At 75.2% G+C, this 16,236-nt stretch carries 15 protein-coding genes; 9 read left to right on the top strand and 6 right to left on the bottom strand.

The window, feature by feature from the left end:
• A partial coding sequence (locus tag C1I98_RS19660; RefSeq protein ID WP_267898059.1) for an SbcC/MukB-like Walker B domain-containing protein occupies positions 1-2,293 on the top strand: 2,293 nt, incomplete at its 5' end.
• Positions 2,294-2,311: 18 nt separating this feature from the next.
• Here the strand turns inward: C1I98_RS19660 and C1I98_RS41540 are convergent.
• Genes C1I98_RS41540 through C1I98_RS19640 form a run of 3 tightly spaced genes read right to left on the bottom strand, consistent with a single transcriptional unit; the run spans position 2,312 to position 7,750 of the window.
• The gene (locus C1I98_RS41540; protein ID WP_158558105.1) at positions 2,312-5,269 is read right to left on the bottom strand and encodes a coiled-coil domain-containing protein; all 2,958 of its coding nucleotides are present in this window, start codon (positions 5,267-5,269) and stop codon (positions 2,312-2,314) included.
• The gene (locus C1I98_RS44040) at positions 5,266-6,534 is read right to left on the bottom strand and encodes a hypothetical protein (RefSeq protein WP_233508008.1); all 1,269 of its coding nucleotides are present in this window, start codon (positions 6,532-6,534) and stop codon (positions 5,266-5,268) included. Before C1I98_RS44040 ends, C1I98_RS41540 begins: the two co-directional genes overlap by 4 nt.
• Complete coding sequence (locus C1I98_RS19640; RefSeq protein WP_111168901.1) at positions 6,527-7,750, bottom strand: hypothetical protein; 1,224 nt, start codon at positions 7,748-7,750, stop codon at positions 6,527-6,529. Before C1I98_RS19640 ends, C1I98_RS44040 begins: the two co-directional genes overlap by 8 nt.
• A gap of 182 nt (positions 7,751-7,932) precedes the next feature.
• On the opposite strand from C1I98_RS19640, the gene C1I98_RS19635 reads away from it, so the two are divergent.
• Positions 7,933-8,379: a hypothetical protein gene (locus tag C1I98_RS19635; RefSeq protein ID WP_111168900.1), complete on the top strand. Its 447-nt coding sequence runs from the start codon at positions 7,933-7,935 to the stop codon at positions 8,377-8,379.
• 12 nt (positions 8,380-8,391) lie between these two features.
• Here C1I98_RS19635 and C1I98_RS40585 read toward each other — a convergent pair whose 3' ends face one another.
• Complete coding sequence (locus C1I98_RS40585; protein ID WP_146607526.1) at positions 8,392-8,835, bottom strand: hypothetical protein; 444 nt, start codon at positions 8,833-8,835, stop codon at positions 8,392-8,394.
• Between C1I98_RS40585 and C1I98_RS19625 the strand changes: the two genes are divergently transcribed.
• The 7 genes from C1I98_RS19625 to C1I98_RS44020 are packed head-to-tail and all read left to right on the top strand — an operon-like array spanning position 8,719 to position 15,359.
• Positions 8,719-9,714 (top strand): AAA family ATPase, encoded by a 996-nt coding sequence (locus C1I98_RS19625; protein ID WP_111168898.1) that lies wholly within the window; start codon positions 8,719-8,721, stop codon positions 9,712-9,714. The genes C1I98_RS40585 and C1I98_RS19625 overlap by 117 nt on opposite strands.
• Positions 9,669-10,067 (top strand): DUF58 domain-containing protein, encoded by a 399-nt coding sequence (locus C1I98_RS19620; RefSeq protein WP_111168897.1) that lies wholly within the window; start codon positions 9,669-9,671, stop codon positions 10,065-10,067. Before C1I98_RS19625 ends, C1I98_RS19620 begins: the two co-directional genes overlap by 46 nt.
• Positions 10,049-10,192 (top strand): hypothetical protein, encoded by a 144-nt coding sequence (locus C1I98_RS41535; protein ID WP_158558104.1) that lies wholly within the window; start codon positions 10,049-10,051, stop codon positions 10,190-10,192. Before C1I98_RS19620 ends, C1I98_RS41535 begins: the two co-directional genes overlap by 19 nt.
• Positions 10,189-11,928 carry a transglutaminase TgpA family protein gene (locus C1I98_RS19615; RefSeq protein WP_111168896.1) on the top strand — a complete coding sequence of 580 codons (1,740 nt, stop codon included), beginning with the start codon at positions 10,189-10,191 and terminating at the stop codon, positions 11,926-11,928. The genes C1I98_RS41535 and C1I98_RS19615 overlap by 4 nt, the downstream gene beginning before the upstream one ends.
• Positions 11,925-14,795: a helix-turn-helix transcriptional regulator gene (locus C1I98_RS45335; protein WP_111168895.1), complete on the top strand. Its 2,871-nt coding sequence runs from the start codon at positions 11,925-11,927 to the stop codon at positions 14,793-14,795. The genes C1I98_RS19615 and C1I98_RS45335 overlap by 4 nt, the downstream gene beginning before the upstream one ends.
• A 20-nt stretch (positions 14,796-14,815) precedes the next feature.
• Positions 14,816-15,163, top strand: coding sequence for a YciI family protein (locus tag C1I98_RS44025; protein WP_233508006.1), 348 nt, complete (start codon positions 14,816-14,818; stop codon positions 15,161-15,163).
• The gene (locus C1I98_RS44020) at positions 15,141-15,359 is read left to right on the top strand and encodes a hypothetical protein (RefSeq protein ID WP_233508005.1); all 219 of its coding nucleotides are present in this window, start codon (positions 15,141-15,143) and stop codon (positions 15,357-15,359) included. The genes C1I98_RS44025 and C1I98_RS44020 overlap by 23 nt, the downstream gene beginning before the upstream one ends.
• 20 nt (positions 15,360-15,379) lie before the next feature.
• On the opposite strand, the gene C1I98_RS19600 is transcribed toward C1I98_RS44020, so the two are convergent.
• Positions 15,380-15,682, bottom strand: coding sequence for a hypothetical protein (locus C1I98_RS19600; protein WP_146607525.1), 303 nt, complete (start codon positions 15,680-15,682; stop codon positions 15,380-15,382).
• Between the two features lie 126 nt (positions 15,683-15,808).
• On the bottom strand, positions 15,809-16,236 hold a 428-nt coding region (locus C1I98_RS41530), incomplete at its 5' end, for a fibronectin type III domain-containing protein (RefSeq protein ID WP_158558102.1).

Genomic DNA, 16,236 nt, shown 5'->3' with positions numbered 1-16,236 from the left:
GCGGGAGCGGCTGGCGGGGCAGGAGCGGGCCGTACGCGATGAGCTGGCCGGACTTGAGGCGCTGCGCGGCGACGAGGCGCGGGTCCATGAGCTGGGCGAGCAGATCAGCGCGCTGGCCGCCGAGTACGAGGAGCTGACGCAGCGCGAGGCCGCGGCCCGCGCCGCGCTCGCCGACCTCCCCCTACGCCTGGCCGAGGCCACCGCCCGCCTTGATGACCTGCGCGCGCGTACCGCCGCCATCCCCGCCGCCGACGCCGCCCGCGACGCGGCCCGTCACCTGCTGGAGGCGGCCGGCCTGCGCGACTCCCTCATCCCCGAGGCCGAGGCCGCCCACCGGGCCAGGCTGCTGGCCACCGACACCGCCCAAGACCTCCGCGACCGCCTGCTCACCGCCCGCCAGGCCAGGATCGACGGCATGGCGGCCGAGCTGGCCCGCAGCCTCGTCCCCGGCGAGCCCTGCGCGGTGTGCGGCTCCCCGGATCACCCCCGCCCCGCCGAGGAACAGGCTTTCGCCCCTGAGGAGGAGGCCGAGGCCGAACTCCGCCACCAGGAGGCCCAGGACGCCAGGCAGGCCGCCGAGAGCCACGCCGCCGTACTCGCCGACCGCCTCAGGGAGGCCACGGACCGGGCTGAGGGCGCCACCACCGAAGAGGCCGCCGCCGTCCTGGCCGATGCCGAACTGCGGCTCGCCGAGCTGGCCGAGGCCGCTGATCAGGAGGCCGCCCTGGCCGAGGAGGCGGCCCGCGCGCAGGCCGATCTCGACGAGGCCCGCGACCGCGCCGCCGAGTCCGCAGGCGCCATCGCCGAGGCCGCCGCCGCCCTCGCCGGGGCGCGGGCCGAGCTGGAACGGCTCACCGCCCGGCTGGAGGCCGCCCGTGGCGAGGACGCCTCGCTGCCCGAGCGCCGCGACCGGCTGACCGCCGAATGCGCGCTGCTGCGCGACGCCGCGGAGGCCGCCGGACGGGTCGCCGAGCTGACCGTGACGCTCGCCGAGGCCCGCGCCGCCGTACCGGACCCGGAGCTGACCGCCGAGGAGGCCGAGGAGGCCGTACGCGCCGCCGAGGCCGAACCGGCCCGGTTGCGGGCGCTGGCCGCCGCCGCGCCCGAGGCGGGCGCGCTGGCGGAACGACTGGCCGCGCAGCGCACCGCGGCGGAGGAGGAGAGCAGGCGGACCGCCGCGGAGCTGGCCGCCGCCCGCGCCCGCCGGGACAGATCAGCCGCCGAGGCCGACCGGCTCGGCGCGCTGATCGACGAGGCCAGGGGCGAGGACCCCAGCCTGGCCGCGCGGCTGGACCGGCTGGCCGCCGAGGCCGCGCTGCTGCTTGATGCCGCCGAGGCCGCCGGGCTCGCCCGCACCGCCACGGCCGAGGCCGCCGCCGCGCGCGCCGAGGCGGGGGAGGCGGCGGCGGAGGCCGGGTTCGGCGGCCTTGACGAGGTCCGCGCCGCCGTACGCCCGGCCGCCGAGCTGGAGGAGCTGACCGAACGGCTGCGCGCGCTGGACGCCGAGTCGGCCGCCGTCGCGGCGCTGCTGGCCGACTCCGAGCTACGCGCGGCGGCCGAGGCGCCCGACCCCGACCTGCCCGCCCTGACCGAACGCCACGATGCCGCCGAACGCGTCCACGCCGCCTGCTCCTCGCGCCGCGACCAGGCCCGCGACCGGCATGACCGGCTCACCGCCCTGGCCGCCGAGCTGACCGGGAGCCTGGCCCGCTGGCGGCCCGCCCGCGAACGCCACCGGCTCGCCCGGCGGCTGGCGGAGCTGGCCGGCGGCACCTCCGCCGACAACACGCTCGACATGCGCCTGTCGTCGTACGTGCTCGGCGAGCGGCTGCGCCAGGTCGTGGACGCCGCCAACGACCGCCTGGACCACATGTCGGGCGGGCGCTACCTGCTGCAGTACGACGTGCGCAAGACCGCGGGCAGCCGCAAGCGCTCCGGCGGCGGGCTCGGCCTGCGCGTCCTGGACGGCTGGACCGGCGTGGACCGCGACCCCGCCACCCTGTCCGGCGGCGAGAGCTTCGTGACCTCCCTCGCCCTGGCCCTCGGCCTGGCCGACGTGGTCAGCGCCGAGGCCGGCGGCGTGGAGATCGGCACCCTCTTCGTCGACGAGGGCTTCGGCACCCTGGATGACGACACCCTGGACGGCGTCCTGGACATCCTCGACGGCCTGCGCGACGGCGGCCGGGCCGTCGGCATCGTCAGCCACGTCGCCGAACTGCGCACCCGCATCCCCACCCAGCTCGTCGTCACCAAGACACGCACCGGCTCCGGACTGACCGCCCGCACGGGCTGACCCCCCGGGCCCGGAGGGTCAGGCCGGGGGATCGGCGGGGCGGCGGGACTCGGTGACGTAGGCGGCCAGTTCGCGGACTCGTTCGGCGTGCTGGTCGTGTCCCACGATCACCGGTGGCTCGTTGTACGGCATGGCGTCGGAGGAGCGGCGCAGCTTGATGTACTGGCCGCAGGCGTCGATGGCGTACGGCTCCATGTCGTCCTGGAGTGCGCCGATGACGGTGATGCCGTAGGTCTCGCCGATCCGCCGGAACAGCGCCACGGCCTCCCTGCGGTGCTCCTTGCCGAGGTTGCGGCCCAGCTCGTCGAGGACCAGGCACAGGTGCCCGCCGCCGGAGGAGGCGATGGCCGCCGCGCAGACCAGCTTGACGGCCTTCTCGTCCATCAGCGCGGTGTTGGCCCTGCGGTTGTAGGGGACGAAGCCCTGCCCCTCGCCGCGCCGCCACTTCGGCACGACCTTCCAGGCCCACCGCTGCTCGGGATCGGCCGGCGCGGGCGGCACGGGGAACTCGATGGTCGCGCCGTAGCCGCCGTAGGCCAGGTCGAGCCGCTCGAACTCCTCCGCCACCCGCGTCAGCCGCGCCTTGATCGCCGCGGTCAGCGCCGCCCGGTGTACGGCGGTCGAGCGCGCGGCCTCCTCCGCGCCGGTGGCGGCGGCGGCCAGGTCGCGCTGCCGGGTGGCGAGCTGGGTCTCGATCTGCCGGCGCTGGTGCCGTTCGTACTCCTCCTGGCCGCGCAGGTAGGACGCCAGGGCCGCGCACACGCCGGGGAAGGTGGCCTGTTCGCGCGCCGTACGCCCGGCGCCCGGCTCGGTGCGTTCGCGGATGAGGAAGCGCAGCTCCTCCGGCATCTCCTCGTCCTCACCCGGGAAGGTGTCGCGCAGCGCGCGGTCCAGGTGCCGCTCGGCGGCCCGCCACCACTCCTCCGCGGTGAGCGGCCGCTCCTCCTCGCCGAGCGCGGCGAGCCATTCGACGGCCCCCTCCGCCTCGCCGTCGAAGGCCCGGACCAGCTCGGCCAGCCCGAGCGCGGCGCGCTCCGCGCCGACCCGCTGCTGTTCGGCGCGGGCCTGGGCGAGCTCGCCGTCGTGCCGGGCGCGGCGGGACTCCAGCCGTTCGATCTCCATGTCGCGGGTGCGGGCCCGGAAGTCGAGTGCGCCGACCTCGCGGTCGGCCGCGGTGACCTTGGGGGCCAGCTCGGCGAGCGCGGCGGTCAGGTCGGTCAGGCGCTCGCGGCGCTCGGCGAGCCGCCGCTCGATCTCGGCCAGCCGGTCGGCCGCCCGCGCCCCCTCCAGCCGGCGCGCCGCCTCGGCCACGCCGTCCTCGCAGGCGCGGACCAGCGCGGCGGCCTCCTCCTGCGTGTCGCGGGCGCGGTTCAGGCGCTGCTCGGCGGCCTTGATCCGCGCCTCCCTGCCGGTCGCCACCGCCTCGAAGGCCCCGACGACGGTCACCCCCGCCGCGCTCACCAGCACCGAACCGGGCAATCCGGCCAGCGCCGCGGCGGCGGAGTCGAGGTCGGCCGCGTCGATCAGTACGGCGTGCTCGTGCGGCCAGCCGCGCAGGGCGCGGGTCTCGGCGTGGTCGCGGGCCTGTTCGGCCACGTCGATCGCGTCGAGCAGGCCGCTGGCCGCCACGCCGCGCTCGGCCAGCGCGCGCAACTGCGCCGCCGCCGGGCCGCCCTCGGCGTCGTCGAGCGCCGCGGACGCGCCGGAGACCTCCTGGTCGGCCACGCCGAGCGCCTTCAGTGCCAGGTTGAGCCGCTGCCTGGCCGCCGCGACCTCCGCCTCGGCGGCCGCCACCGCGCGGCCGTCGGCGAGCCTGCGCAACTCCTCCAGCGCCGGGATCTGGCCGCGCAGCTCGTCCGCGGAGTTCTCGGCGACGGCGCGGTCGGCGGTGAGGGACGCCGCCCTGGCCTGCGCCTCCGCCAACTCCTTGCGCGCTTCGGCGAGCCGCCGGTCAAGGGTGTCGTCCTTCAGGGTGGCGATCTCGGCCTTCACCTCGGCCATGGCCGATGCGGCGGCCTGCTCCGCGGCCTGGTGCCGGGACAGCTCGGCGGCGAGCGCGGCGTCGCGGGCGGCGGTGTCGGCGACCCGGCGGGCGAGCCTGCCCTTCCAGCAGCGCAGCGCGTCGGCGAGGCGGACGCGCGCCTCGTCGCGCCGGTCGAAGGCGTCGATCAGGGTGCATGACTCGGCCTCGAACTCCTGGAGCCGCGCGACGGCCTGGGCGGCTCGGACGCGTTTGGCGTGCTCGTCGCGCCTGGCCTCGCGCTCCTGGTCGAGCTCGGCGTCCAGGCCGGTCAGGGCGGCCACGGCCTCGAAGATGCGCTCGGGGGAGATCTCGTTGAGCGGCTGGGACAGCAGGTTGGTGGCGACCTTGCTGCGCACGGACGTGGACAGGAAGGACACGCAGCGCACCCGGTCGCCGTAGAGGACCTTGGTGAGGTCGCGGGCCACGATGTCGCGGCGGCCCGCCGAACGGGGCAGGGTCAGCCACATCTCGTCGGCCCTGGCCACCCGCTCGGCCTCGGAGGCCGCGGAGGCCAGGTAGACCCCGCCGGTCCAGCGGATCTCCAGGTGCGGGGCCTCCTGGTTGACCCGCAGCCACACGGTGACCGGGCCCGCGGCCGCCTCCGGGCCCGTCTGCCCGCCCGGGGGCGTGTCGAAGACGCCGACGATGTAGCCATGGTCGGCGCTGGCCCACTGCCTGCCGCCGCCCCCGGTGGCCAGCTCGGCGTTGAACAGCAGCTCCGAGACCGCCTTGGCGCCGGACGCGAAACGCCACTGCTCGTCGCCGAGCAGCGCGGTGATCGCGGCGATGAAGGACGACTTGCCCGCGCCGTTGGAGTCCTTCGGCCCGGCTCCGGCCACGACGATGAGCGTGCCGGGCACGGTCGGCACCGGGTGCGTGGAAAGCCGCGAGATGTTGACCGCCTGCACGGCGATCAGCGCCCTGTCGCCGACGAGGTTTTCTACCCGTGTCACCGCTCGTCTCTCTCCCGCACGTTGCCGGCATGGTCCGGGGTCGCGGGCGGGCCGCCGGTGGGCCTGCGCTTGGCGCGGACGGCCGCCGCCAGCGGGGTGTTGGGCCCGGCGGCCAGGATCAGCTCCTCCTGCAGGCGCTTCCTGGCGGCCGGCGTGAGCCGGTGGAACTGCGGCCCCGGTACGTAACCTCCGGCCTCCTCGCCCGCCTTGACCTGGGTCAGCAGCCCGGCCTGGCGCAGCGTGCGCAGGGCCGCGTCCAGCTCGCCGATCGGCAGTTGGGTGTGGCGGCGCAGCTCCTCGGCGGGGGCCGGGTGCGGGGACAGCCAGGTGTCCTCGCCGAGCAGGCCCTCGGCCCGGGGGATCGCGACCGAGTGGACGAGCACCAGGACGAGCACCGCGCGCTCGGCCTCGCCCAGCGTGCTGCCCGCCGTGGCGGCGGCGGCCTCGTCGTAGCCGGTGGTCCAGCGCTCGCGGGCCTGGATCAGCACCCGGCCGCGCCGCGCGAGCATCTCCGCCAGCGCGCGCCGCAGTGCGGGGTCGCGCAGCGCGGCGAACCGGACCTCCTGCACCGGCTCGGCGGCGTGCTCGACCGCCATGAAGGCGGCCACCAGCTCGGCCCGCCGCCGCTCGTCGAACGCGCCGAGCAGGTCGTCGTCCAGCGGCTCGCCCGCGAGCACGGCGGACTCCGTGCCGGGCGGCGGCTCGGCCAGTGGCAGGGCCGTCACGGTGTCGCCGGGGTCGGGGAGGCGGCCCATCAGCTCGCGCAGCTGGGCGTGCGACTCGGCGGGCCAGGTGGCGCAGCGCGGGCCCAGCCGTACCTCGCCGTCGGCCAGCACGATCCACGCCGAGTCGTGCAACCGGCGCAGCGCGCCGATCGCCCAGTTGCGCATCAGGTCGTCGGTACGCCCGATCAGCGCCCGGTACGCGGAAAGGACGGTCTCCACCGGCGCGGGCCCGCCCGGCCACGGGTCGGCGGCGAGGTCGCTCCAGCAGCACTTCAGGCAGGCGGCCAGCACCCGCCTGGCCTCACCGGACCGCTCCGCCGAGATCGGGGCGACCTGGTATTCGAGCAACAGCGACGGACTCGCCCCATCCGGCCACACCGGCACCGCCACCTCAGGCCCATCCCCACGCGCCAGCCGGGCCATCCCGGCCGCCGCGGCCTCCCCAGGAGCCAAGACCAGCGGCCCGGTCGCCCGCGCCCGGGCATGCGCGGCAGCCTCACGGGCGGAGCCCCCGGCCACCAGGTCACGCGGATCAGTCATCGTCACGGCCGGTCCTTTCCAGGTGGCCGTGGGACAGCCAGGCGGGCTCGGCGCCCGGGATCGCGGTCAGGGTGGCGGACCAGCGCAGGCGGTAGGGGAGCTCGGGGTTGAGGTCGGCGGCGGCGAGGTCGGCGAGCAGGCGGCGGGCCGAGACCCACTCCCCGGAGTGGGCGAGCAGGTCTTGGACGGGGACCGAGTCGCGGCCGGCCAGCGCCTCCTCGGCGACCTCGGCCAGCCGGCGCAGTGCCCTCGCGGTGCCGCCGTCGAGGGAGTCGGCGGGCCCGTCGTCGGGCAGCGCCGACCGGGGCGGCGTGGGCGCGGCCGGCGCCGGGCGCGGGGCCTCATCGACCGCGTGGACGATCTCGGCGGGGTCGTGCCAGGGCGCGGGCGCGTCGAAGACGAACCCGTCGAGCACCGCGGCCAGCCGTTCCTTGGACGCGGTCTGGGTGAAGGTCCGCCATGTCTCCGACGGCAGCAGGGTGAGATTGCGCGTGGTGCCCGCCGAGTCGGCGAGCCGGCCCGCCGCGCGGCGGGAGGCGTCGCTGTAGGCGTAGATCGCCGCGCGCAGCTCGGTGCAGGTGCGGTCGAGCTGCGGCCAGCGGGTGAGGATCGTGCCGTGCAGCCCCTGCGCGCGGCGGGCGATCTCCTCGGTGCCCCACAGCTTGGGGGCCTGCTCGCGCAGCTCCTCGATGGTGCCGGCGCTGAGCGTGATCAGCTCAAGGGCCCACAGCCGGAACGCGCGCGCCAGGTTGCCCGCGCTCTCGGCGGCCTGCTCCATGGTCGTGCGCGGGTCGGCGACGTTGAGGTCTTCCAGCGCGAGCAGCCGGTGCATCTCGGACTGGCCGCCGTCGTCCATCATCCGGCGGATGAACATCAGCCCCACCACGCTGGTGAACGACGCGCGGTAGCGAAGCTGGTTGGGCTTGGGGAAGACCTCGCGGATGGCGCCGAGCCCCTTCAGCACCCGCAGCCGGTTGTCCAGCAGGTCGGGGGGATGCGCGCGGCAGGCGTAACGCATCTGCTCGTGGGTCAGCCAGTCCTCGCCCGCCTCGGCGAAGGCCGCGAACAGCGTCTCGGCGATGTCGACGAACGCCGGATCGTCCACGACCGCGCCGCTGTCCCTGGCGAGCGCCGCGAACATGCGACGGTAGGTCGCGAGGACGGCCTCCTCGCTGAGGGCGGCGTCCAGCGTGATCTCGTGGTCGGTCTCGGGCACGCGCACTACGGTACGGCTTGCGGCCGACAATCCTGGACCGCGCGAATCGCCGCCCACGAGGAACCGGGCGGAAAACATCAGCAATGGTTGGAACGTTGAGGTCGGCCCGTGACGCTGCGCTAGGGTGACGTTCGGTAAATCGGGGGCAAAGCACGGGTTATCTGGCGCACGGGGTGAACAGGGTGAAGATCGCCAGACCGCGTGGTGACCGCGCCACCGCGGTCGTCGCTGCGGCGATTGTCGGCGCGCTGGTCGTCGCGGCGGCCGTTTTCGGCGTGGGGGTGTCCAGCGCCAACCCCCGGCTCGCCGACGTGGGCGCGTGGTCGGTGGACCTCGCCTATCCGACGCAGTCCTACAAGAACGCCAACAACGGGACGACCGACTCCCTCATCCAGTGCGGCCCCCAGGGCGGCTGTGAGGTGGGCAAGATCCCGAAGGGCGAGTACCGGTCGCTCACCGTGATCTGCCAGACCAAGGGCAAGACGATCACCGACAACGAGCAGGGCGGCACCAGCGACGTCTGGAACCGCATCGAATGGAACGGCGGCGTCGCCTACATCAGCGACACGCTGATGGCCACGCCCAAGGGCGGTCTCCCGGCCGCCCCGCTGTTCCAGTGCGAGGACTGAGAAGGGGGCGACTCAGTAAGCGATCAGCAGTATGGGCAGCAGCCGGTTCACGGGGGCGGCGGCTACCGGGAGCAGGAGACGTCCTACGGGACGTACGACCTGCCGGGCCACACGTCCGGCCCGCCGTACCACGGGGGAGCGGCAGGCCACCAGGACCACCTCGGCGAGCAGCCCTACCCGCGGCACGCCGGCGGCCATGCCTCCCCGGACGGCTACGGGTCCTACGGCGGCCAGGACCCGGCCCCCGGCCACGCCTCCCAGGGCGGTCACCGGGCCGCCCCGGCGCACAACGGGGCCGGATACGCCGAGCAGAGCGGACCCCAGAACGAGACGGCCGCGCTGGCCGGGCAGTTCGCGCAGCGCTTCAACCTGCTCGCCGAGAACATCGAGCGCATCATCCGCGGCAAGCGCGAAGCCGTCGAACTTGCCCTCATCTGCCTGTTCTCCGAAGGCCACCTGCTGATCGAGGACGTACCGGGCACCGGCAAGACCACCCTCGCCCGCGCCGTCGCGGCCAGCGTGGACGCCGCCTGGCGGCGCATCCAGTTCACCCCGGACCTGCTGCCCTCCGACATCACCGGCGTGTCGATCTTCAACCAGGTGTCCAGGACGTTCGAGTTCCACCAGGGCCCGGTGTTCGCCAACATCGTGCTCGGCGACGAGATCAACCGCGCCTCGCCCAAGACCCAGGCGGCGCTGCTGGAGGTCATGGAGGAGCGCCGGGTGACCGTCGACTCCGAACCCCATCCGGTGCCCCGTCCGTTCCTTGTCGTCGCCACCCAGAACCCGGTGGACATGGACGGCACCTACCCGCTGCCCGAGGCGCAGCTCGACCGGTTCCTGATGCGGATCTCCGTGGGCTGCCCCGATCACGCCGCCGAGGTCCAGGTGCTCAAGGGGATGCCGACCGGGCCCCAGGTGGAACGGCTGCTGGTGGTCGCCCGCGCCTCGGACGTGGCCGGGATGATCGACTTCGCGACGCGCATCCACGTGGCCGACCCGATCTACGACTACGTGGTCGGCGTGGTCGCCGCGACGCGTACCTCGCCGGAGGTCCGGCTGGGCGCGAACCCGCGCGCCAGCCTGGCGCTGCTGCGCGCGGCGAGGGCGCGGGCCGCCGCGGCCGGGCGGCACTACGTGGTGCCGGAAGACGTGAAGGCGCTGGCCGCGCCGGTGCTCGCGCACCGCCTGGTGCTCACCCCGGAGGCGGAGCTGCGCGAGCGCACGGCGGGCGCCCTGGTGGGGGAGATCCTGGCCGCGATGCCGGTTAGTACGTCGTCGGCGACGACCTGCGCCACGTCCACTGGCGGTCCAGCGCCCGCACCGGCACCCTGATGGTCCGCCAGCTGGTGGACGCCAGCCTGCCCGGCACCACGGTCGTGCTCGACACGCGCGAGGGCGCGTACGCGTCGGCCCAGCTGTTCGAGACCGCGGTGGACGCGGCGGCCTCTGTGGCGGTCGCGGCGGCGGGCGCGGGCTTCCCGGTCAAGGTCGTGACCGGGCGGGGCCTGCTGGCCGAGGTCAAGGGCGGGCCGGCCGACGCAAAGGCCATCTTGGACCGGCTGGCCACCGTGACGCCGGGAGAGTCCGGGGTGACCGAGGCGGTGCGCCTGGCGCGCGGCGGCGGCGCGCTCGTGCTGTGTTCGTGTACGGCGAGACGCAGCCCGCCGTGGCCGCCCGCGCCCTGACCGATCTGACGAACTCCTGGCACGCCCTGCTCACCACGCTGCTGCCCGCCCACGGCGAGCCCGCCCTGCTCATCCTCGTCTACACCCTCGTGTGGGCCGCCGCGCTGATCGCGCCGAACTGGTGACCCGCACCATGACCCGCGCCGCGCCCGGCCTGCCGGCCATCGCGGTGTTCGTGGCCGCGCTGCTGCTCGGCGTGGACGGTCCCGGCTCCAACCTCCGGGTGGCCGCCGCCCTGCTGGCGCTGGTGGCGGTGCTGTCGCTGCTCGCCGACGACCGGCCGCCGCTGTGGGCGGCGGCCGGAGTGCCCGCGCTGGCCGCGCTCGCCGCCGTGGCGATGCTGCTCGGCCCGCTGCTGCCGGTCGCGGCCGAGCCGTACAACCCGCGCGCCGACGCCGTACCGCCGCAACCGGTCCGCTTCGACAGTGTCAGCCCGCTGGACCGGGTCTCGGCCTGGCTGCGGCGGCCGGAGACCGACCTGTTCACCGTTCGCTCGCAGACGCCGCTGAACTGGCGGCTCGCCGTACTCGACCGCTACGACGGGGTCCGCTGGACGTCATCGGCCAAGTTCCGCCCGACCGGCGGACGCGTGCCCGACGAGGAGCGGCAGGGGCGCTTCTACACCGTCCAGCAGACGCTCACCCTGGCCGGCCTGCGGGACCGCTGGCTGCCCGCCGCGCAGCGCCCGACGTGGGTCGCCGGGGTGCCGAAGGTGGCCGCCGACCCCGAAAGCGGCTCCCTCGTGGCGACCACGGACCCCAAGAAGGGCCTCACCTACCAGGTCACCTCGCGCATCGCCCGCCCTGAGGCGGCGGACCTGGACAACTCGGCCGCCACCGCCGACCCCGCCCTGCTGGACTTCCCCGAGGGGCCGCAGCGCGCCGCGTTCGCCAGGTTGGCCCGGCAGGCGGCCGGCGGCGCCGAACTGCCCTACCAGCGGGCCGAGGCCCTGGAGTCGTTCATGCGCTCGGCGGCCAAGTACGACATCACCGCGCCGCCCGGCCACTCGCTGCCCGGCCTGGACTACTTCCTGCGCCAGTCGCGCCGCGGCACCTCCGAGCAGTTCGCGTCCACGTACGCGCTGCTGGCGCGGAGCCTCGGCCTGCCCAGCAGGGTCGTGGTCGGCTTCCGCCCCGGCGAGCGCGCGGACGGGGCCTTCCATGTCCGCACCGGCGACGTGCTCGCCTGGGCGGAGGTGAAGTTCGACGGCGTGGGGTGGCTGGCCTTCGACCCGACGCCGCCGCGCAGCGGTTCCCAGGACCGCCACGACGTCGTGTCCGCAGTGGAGAAGGACCGCCAGCGGCTCAAGGAGCAGCTCGGCAAGGCGACGGAGAACAAGCCGCGGCCCAAGACCGACCGTGGCGACGGACGCGCCACCCCCGGCGGCGGGCCCGCCTGGTGGCTGGTCGGCGTCCTCACCGCCGTCGCGCTCGCCGTCTGTTACCTCCTGCTGGCCGCGGCGCTGCCCTGGTGGCGGCGTCGCCGCAGGCGTACGGCGGGCGACCCCGGCGCGCGGGTCGCGGGCGCCTGGCGGCAGGCGTGCGACGACCTGGGGCTGTCGGCGGACAGCGCACTGACCGCCCAGGAGGTGACCGCGCGCGGCGGCCACGCGCACGGCGATGGACCTGGTGTCGCATCTCACGCCAGTGGCGCATATGTCAAACTATGTGCGATTCGCCCCGGAGCAGGTCGCCAACGAGGACGCCGAAGAGGCGTGGCGGCGCAGCGACGCCGTACATCGCCCGATCGTCCGGCGCACCCCCGCCGTACGCCGGTTGCGCCGCCGGCTGCACCCGCGCAGCCTGCGCCGATGAGCGACGGCCGGGAAACGTCGGTAGCGGATGGCATGCTTTGGGTGTGAGCACGCGAGCGGTGAGCCCGAAGTTCGTCGGCAGGTCCGGCGAGCTCGCGAGCCTGGCGCGCGCCCTCGGCCTGGCGCGCGAGGGCAGCGCCTCCACCGTGCTGGTCGGCGGCGAGGCGGGGGTCGGCAAGACCCGCCTGATCCGCGAGTTCACGGCCCGCGCGGGCGGCGATGCCCGGGTGCTGGTCGGCGGCTGCCTTGAGTTGGGTCACGACGGCCTGCCGTTCGCGCCCTTCGCGGCGGTGCTGCGCACGCTGACCCGCGACCTCGGCCATGAGTCGATCGCCGCGCTGCTGCCCGGCGGCTCGGCCAGGGGGCTGGCCCGGCTGCTGCCGGAGTTCGGCGAGCCCGACGACGACGGCCCGCAGACCCGCGCCCGGCTGTTCGAGCACGTCCTCGGCCTGCTCGACCGGCTCGCCGAGCGCGAGCCGACCGTGCTGGTCATCGAAGACGCCCACTGGGCCGACGGCTCCACCCGCGACCTGCTCACCTTCCTGGTCCGCTACCAGCCCTCCGACGCGCGCATGCTGATCGTGGTGACCTACCGGGCCGACGAGATCCACCGCAAGCACCCGCTGCGCCCGATGCTCGCCGAGCTGGGCCGGATGGAGCGGGTCACCCGCATGGAGCTGCCCAGGTTCAGCCGCCGCGAGGTGATCCAGCAGGCCACCGGCATCCTCGACGGCGCGCCGCCGATGGCCGACATCGACCTGATCTACGCCCGCAGCGAGGGCAACCCGCTGTTCGTCGAGGCGCTGCTCGGCGGCGAGCGCGACGCCGTCCCCGACTCGCTGCGCGACCTGCTGCTGGCCAGCGTGGAGCGGCTGCCGGAGGAGACCCAGGAGCTGCTGCGGGTGGCCAGCGCCGGAGGCGCCAGGATCGAGCACGCCCTGCTCGCCGCCGTCGCCGGGCTGGGCGACCACGAGCTGTCCCAGGCGCTGCGGCCCGCCGTGGCCGGCAACGTCCTCACCGCCGACGCCGAGGGCTACGCCTTCCGCCACGCGCTGATCCACGAGGCGGTCCACGAGGACCTGCTGCCCGGCGAGCGCTCCCGGCTGCACACCCGATTCGCCGAGGCCCTGGCCGCCCATCCCGAGCTGCTGCCCACCCCGCGCGGCGAGATCGAGCTGGCCTACCACTGGCACGAGGCCCACGACACCACCCAGGCGCTGGTCAGCGCCTGGCACGCGGCCGCCGCCGCTCGCCGGTCGGCCGCCTACGGTGAGCAGTTCCGGATGCTGACCAGGGTGCTGGAGCTGTGGGACCGGGTGCCCGACGCGGCCACCCGGATCAGCGCCGACCAGGTGGAGGTGCTGCGCCACGGCACCACCGTGGCGCACCTGGCCGGGGAGTTCGAGCGGGCGCTGGCCATGGCCACCACGGCGCTCGGCGAGATCGACGCCACGGCCGAGCCGCTGCGCGCCGCCCGCGTGCTGCGGGCCCGCGGCCTGGTCAAGTACGACCTGGGGCGGGAGGGCTACATCGACGACCTGCGCGCCGCCATGCTCCTGGTGCCCGCCGACCCGCCGACCAAGCTGCGCGGCCAGTTGATGGAAAACCTCAGCCGGATGATGCACGAGCCGAGCGACTGGGCCGAGAAGGAGGCCCAGGCGCTGGAGGCGATCGAGGTGGCCCACCTGGTGGGCGACGCCGCCACCGAGGCCCAGGCGATGACCACCGTGGCCTGGGTCCGCTGCCGCGACCACGACCTCGCGCGGCACATGCCGCTGTTCGAGACCGCCAGGGAGCTGGCCGTGCGGTCGTCGGCCGCGCACGCGGTCAACCGCAACGACATCTCCACGTCCGACGTGCTGGAGGGCGCGGGCCGCCATGAGGAGGCCGCGCAGGTCGCCCGCCGCGGCATCGCCCACGCCGCGCGCGTCGGGCTGGCCCGTACCCAGGGCTCGTTCCTGGCCATCAACCTCGCCGAGCCGCTGGTGTCGCTGGGCCGGTGGGACGAGGCGCTGGAGGTGATCGAGCACGCCCAGGAGCTGGTTCCGCCGCCGCCGTTCCGGGCCAGCCTGCTCGGCTACGCCGCCGACGTGGCCCTGGCCCGAGGGCGGCTCGACACCGCGGCGCGGCAGCTCACCGAGGTCCGCGACCTGCTGCGGCGGGGCACCTACCGGGCCCAGACCGTGCTGCCCAACCTACGGCGCGAGATCGACCTGCTGGCCGCGCGAGGCCGGGCCGACGAGGCCCGGGAGGTCGCGGCGCGCGCGCTGCGCGAGGAAGACCTCACGGTCAGCCCCCGCTACTCCTGGTCGCTGCTGGTCGCGGTGGCCGCGCTCGGCGGGCCGCCGGTCCCCGGTCTGCACGAGTACGCCGGCGCGATCGGCACCTCTGGAGACGTCCAGCACGCCCACGGCCTGGTCTTCGCCGCGCTCACGGCGCAGGAGCGCGGGCAGGCGGCCGTCGCCGCCTGGGACAAGGCGGCCGCGGCCTGGGCGGCGCTCGGCCAGCCCTACCCGCGGGCGCGTGCCCTGTTCGAGGCCGCGTCGGCGGCCGTCGCCCGCGGCGAGCGCGACGCGGCGGCCGAGCGCCTGACCGAGGCGTCGGAGGCGGCCCTGCGGCTGGCCGCCGCCCCGCTGACCACCCGGATCGGTGCCCTGGCCCGCCGGGCGCGGATCGCCCTCGGCGGCGAGCCCGCGGCGGACGGCCCGCCGCTCGGCCTCACCGCCCGCGAGACCGGAGTCCTCCGCCTGGTCGCCGACGGCCTCAGCAACCGCGAGATCGGCGAGGAGCTGTTCATCTCGGTCAAGACGGTCAGCGTCCACGTCTCCAACATCCTGAACAAACTCGGCGCCGCCACCCGCGGCGAGGCCGCCGCCACCGCCCACCGCCTCGGCCTCTTCACCCCCACCCCCTGAGGACACGGACGGCGCTTGCCATGAGGTTCTTCTGTTACCACCGCGACCGGCCCGGCTCCGCGGCGCTGCGGGATGAGCTGCTGGAGGAGCACTGGTCCTACATGGACCGCTACGCGGCCGGGATGATCGCCCGTGGCCCGACCTTCGGCCGCGGCGGTGAGACGGCCACCGGCGGCGTGCACATCGTCGACCTGCCCGATGTCGCAGCCGCGCGGGCGTTCGCCTTCGACGAGCCCAACTATCAGGCCGGTGTGTACCGGGACGTGCTGCTACGCCGGTGGCAACGTGCCGGGCCGCACCATGTGGGATTTCCCCGGCGGCAGCGACGGCGGCGGCCGGTATCTGGTGCTGGGCCTCGGCTCCGGTGAGGCCGCCGACCTCGTCCCGCCGGACCGGGACGAGCTGATCGCGTACAAGCCGCTGCTGTCCGACGACGGCGCCGCCTGGCTGGGTACGGCGGTGCTGCTCCGGGCACCGGACCCGGAGGCGGCGCGCGACGTCCTGACGGCCGGCCGGTACACCGGCACAGAGGTCCACGACTGGGCGTTCGGCGGGCGCAGGTGACGAGCCGGGCGTGGCGTCGGTCAGTCGTACAGGTCGACGTAGACCTGCTGGATGGTGCCCGGGAAGTTGACCGCTGACGTCTCGCCCACTCCCACCCGTGGGCCGGTCACAGACCAGGGTCCGTTCGCCGGGTTCACGTGCATACCGTACGCGGAGACCGCATGCGTGCCGGTGCCGCCCGTACACTTGCTGTAGGCCCAGTATCCGTCCTGCCATCTGCTGCAGCCTGTCGGGGCGGCGTGGGCGTTGGACGCGGTGGCCATCAGCAGTGACGCGGTGAGCATGGCGGTGAAGGACGCGGCTAAGGCCCGGTTTCTTGTCATGTGCGCTTTCTCCGGCTCCGATGTGAATACGTTAAGAAACTTTCCTAAACAAAAAGATACGCCTGGGACGAAACTAGTCAAGGACGTCCCACGACCCACCCTGTGTCCGAAAAGGGCGCCCGGGGCTCAGCCGGATGAGGGGGCGGCCTGGGGGCGCGCGCCGCGGATGCAGGTGGGCCGCGACCAGGCGGTGGTCGACTCCTGGCCGATACTGAGCGGGACGCCGACCACGAAGCAGTACCCCGAGCGTGGCCGCAGCCCGAGCACCCGCGTGGAGGTGGCGCCGCGTTCGAGCACGGTCGTCTGCTGGCCGTGCGCGGGCTCGCGCTGGAGCACCAGCGGGTAGTCCCGGGCCGCGCCGGGGAGCGTCCAGCGCAGGGTGACCGTGGCACCGCCGTCGGAGACGACCTTCAGCCGCCGGGGCGCGAGCGCCTTGACCGCCCCCGGATCGATCGCCTGCTCGGGCGGCCGGGTCACGGCGGCCGACGAGGTCGCCGTGCTGGTGGGCCCCTCGCCGGTCCGGCCGTCCTGCCCCGCCACGAACACCGCCACGC

The sequence above is a fragment of the Spongiactinospora gelatinilytica genome, assembly GCF_003236385.1.
Classification (GTDB): domain Bacteria; phylum Actinomycetota; class Actinomycetes; order Streptosporangiales; family Streptosporangiaceae; genus Spongiactinospora; species Spongiactinospora gelatinilytica.
Note: the sequence above shows the minus strand (reverse complement) of the source record. Positions and strands in the feature narration are given on the sequence as shown.

Bases quoted from the DNA above. Each gene is read 5' to 3' on its own strand.
- C1I98_RS19600 (WP_146607525.1), bottom strand. From the start codon at position 15,682: ATGACAAGAAACCGGGCCTTAGCCGCGTCCTTCACCGCCATGCTCACC.
- C1I98_RS44040 (WP_233508008.1), bottom strand. From the start codon at position 6,534: ATGACTGATCCGCGTGACCTGGTGGCCGGGGGCTCCGCCCGTGAGGCT.
- C1I98_RS44025 (WP_233508006.1), top strand. From the start codon at position 14,816: ATGAGGTTCTTCTGTTACCACCGCGACCGGCCCGGCTCCGCGGCGCTG.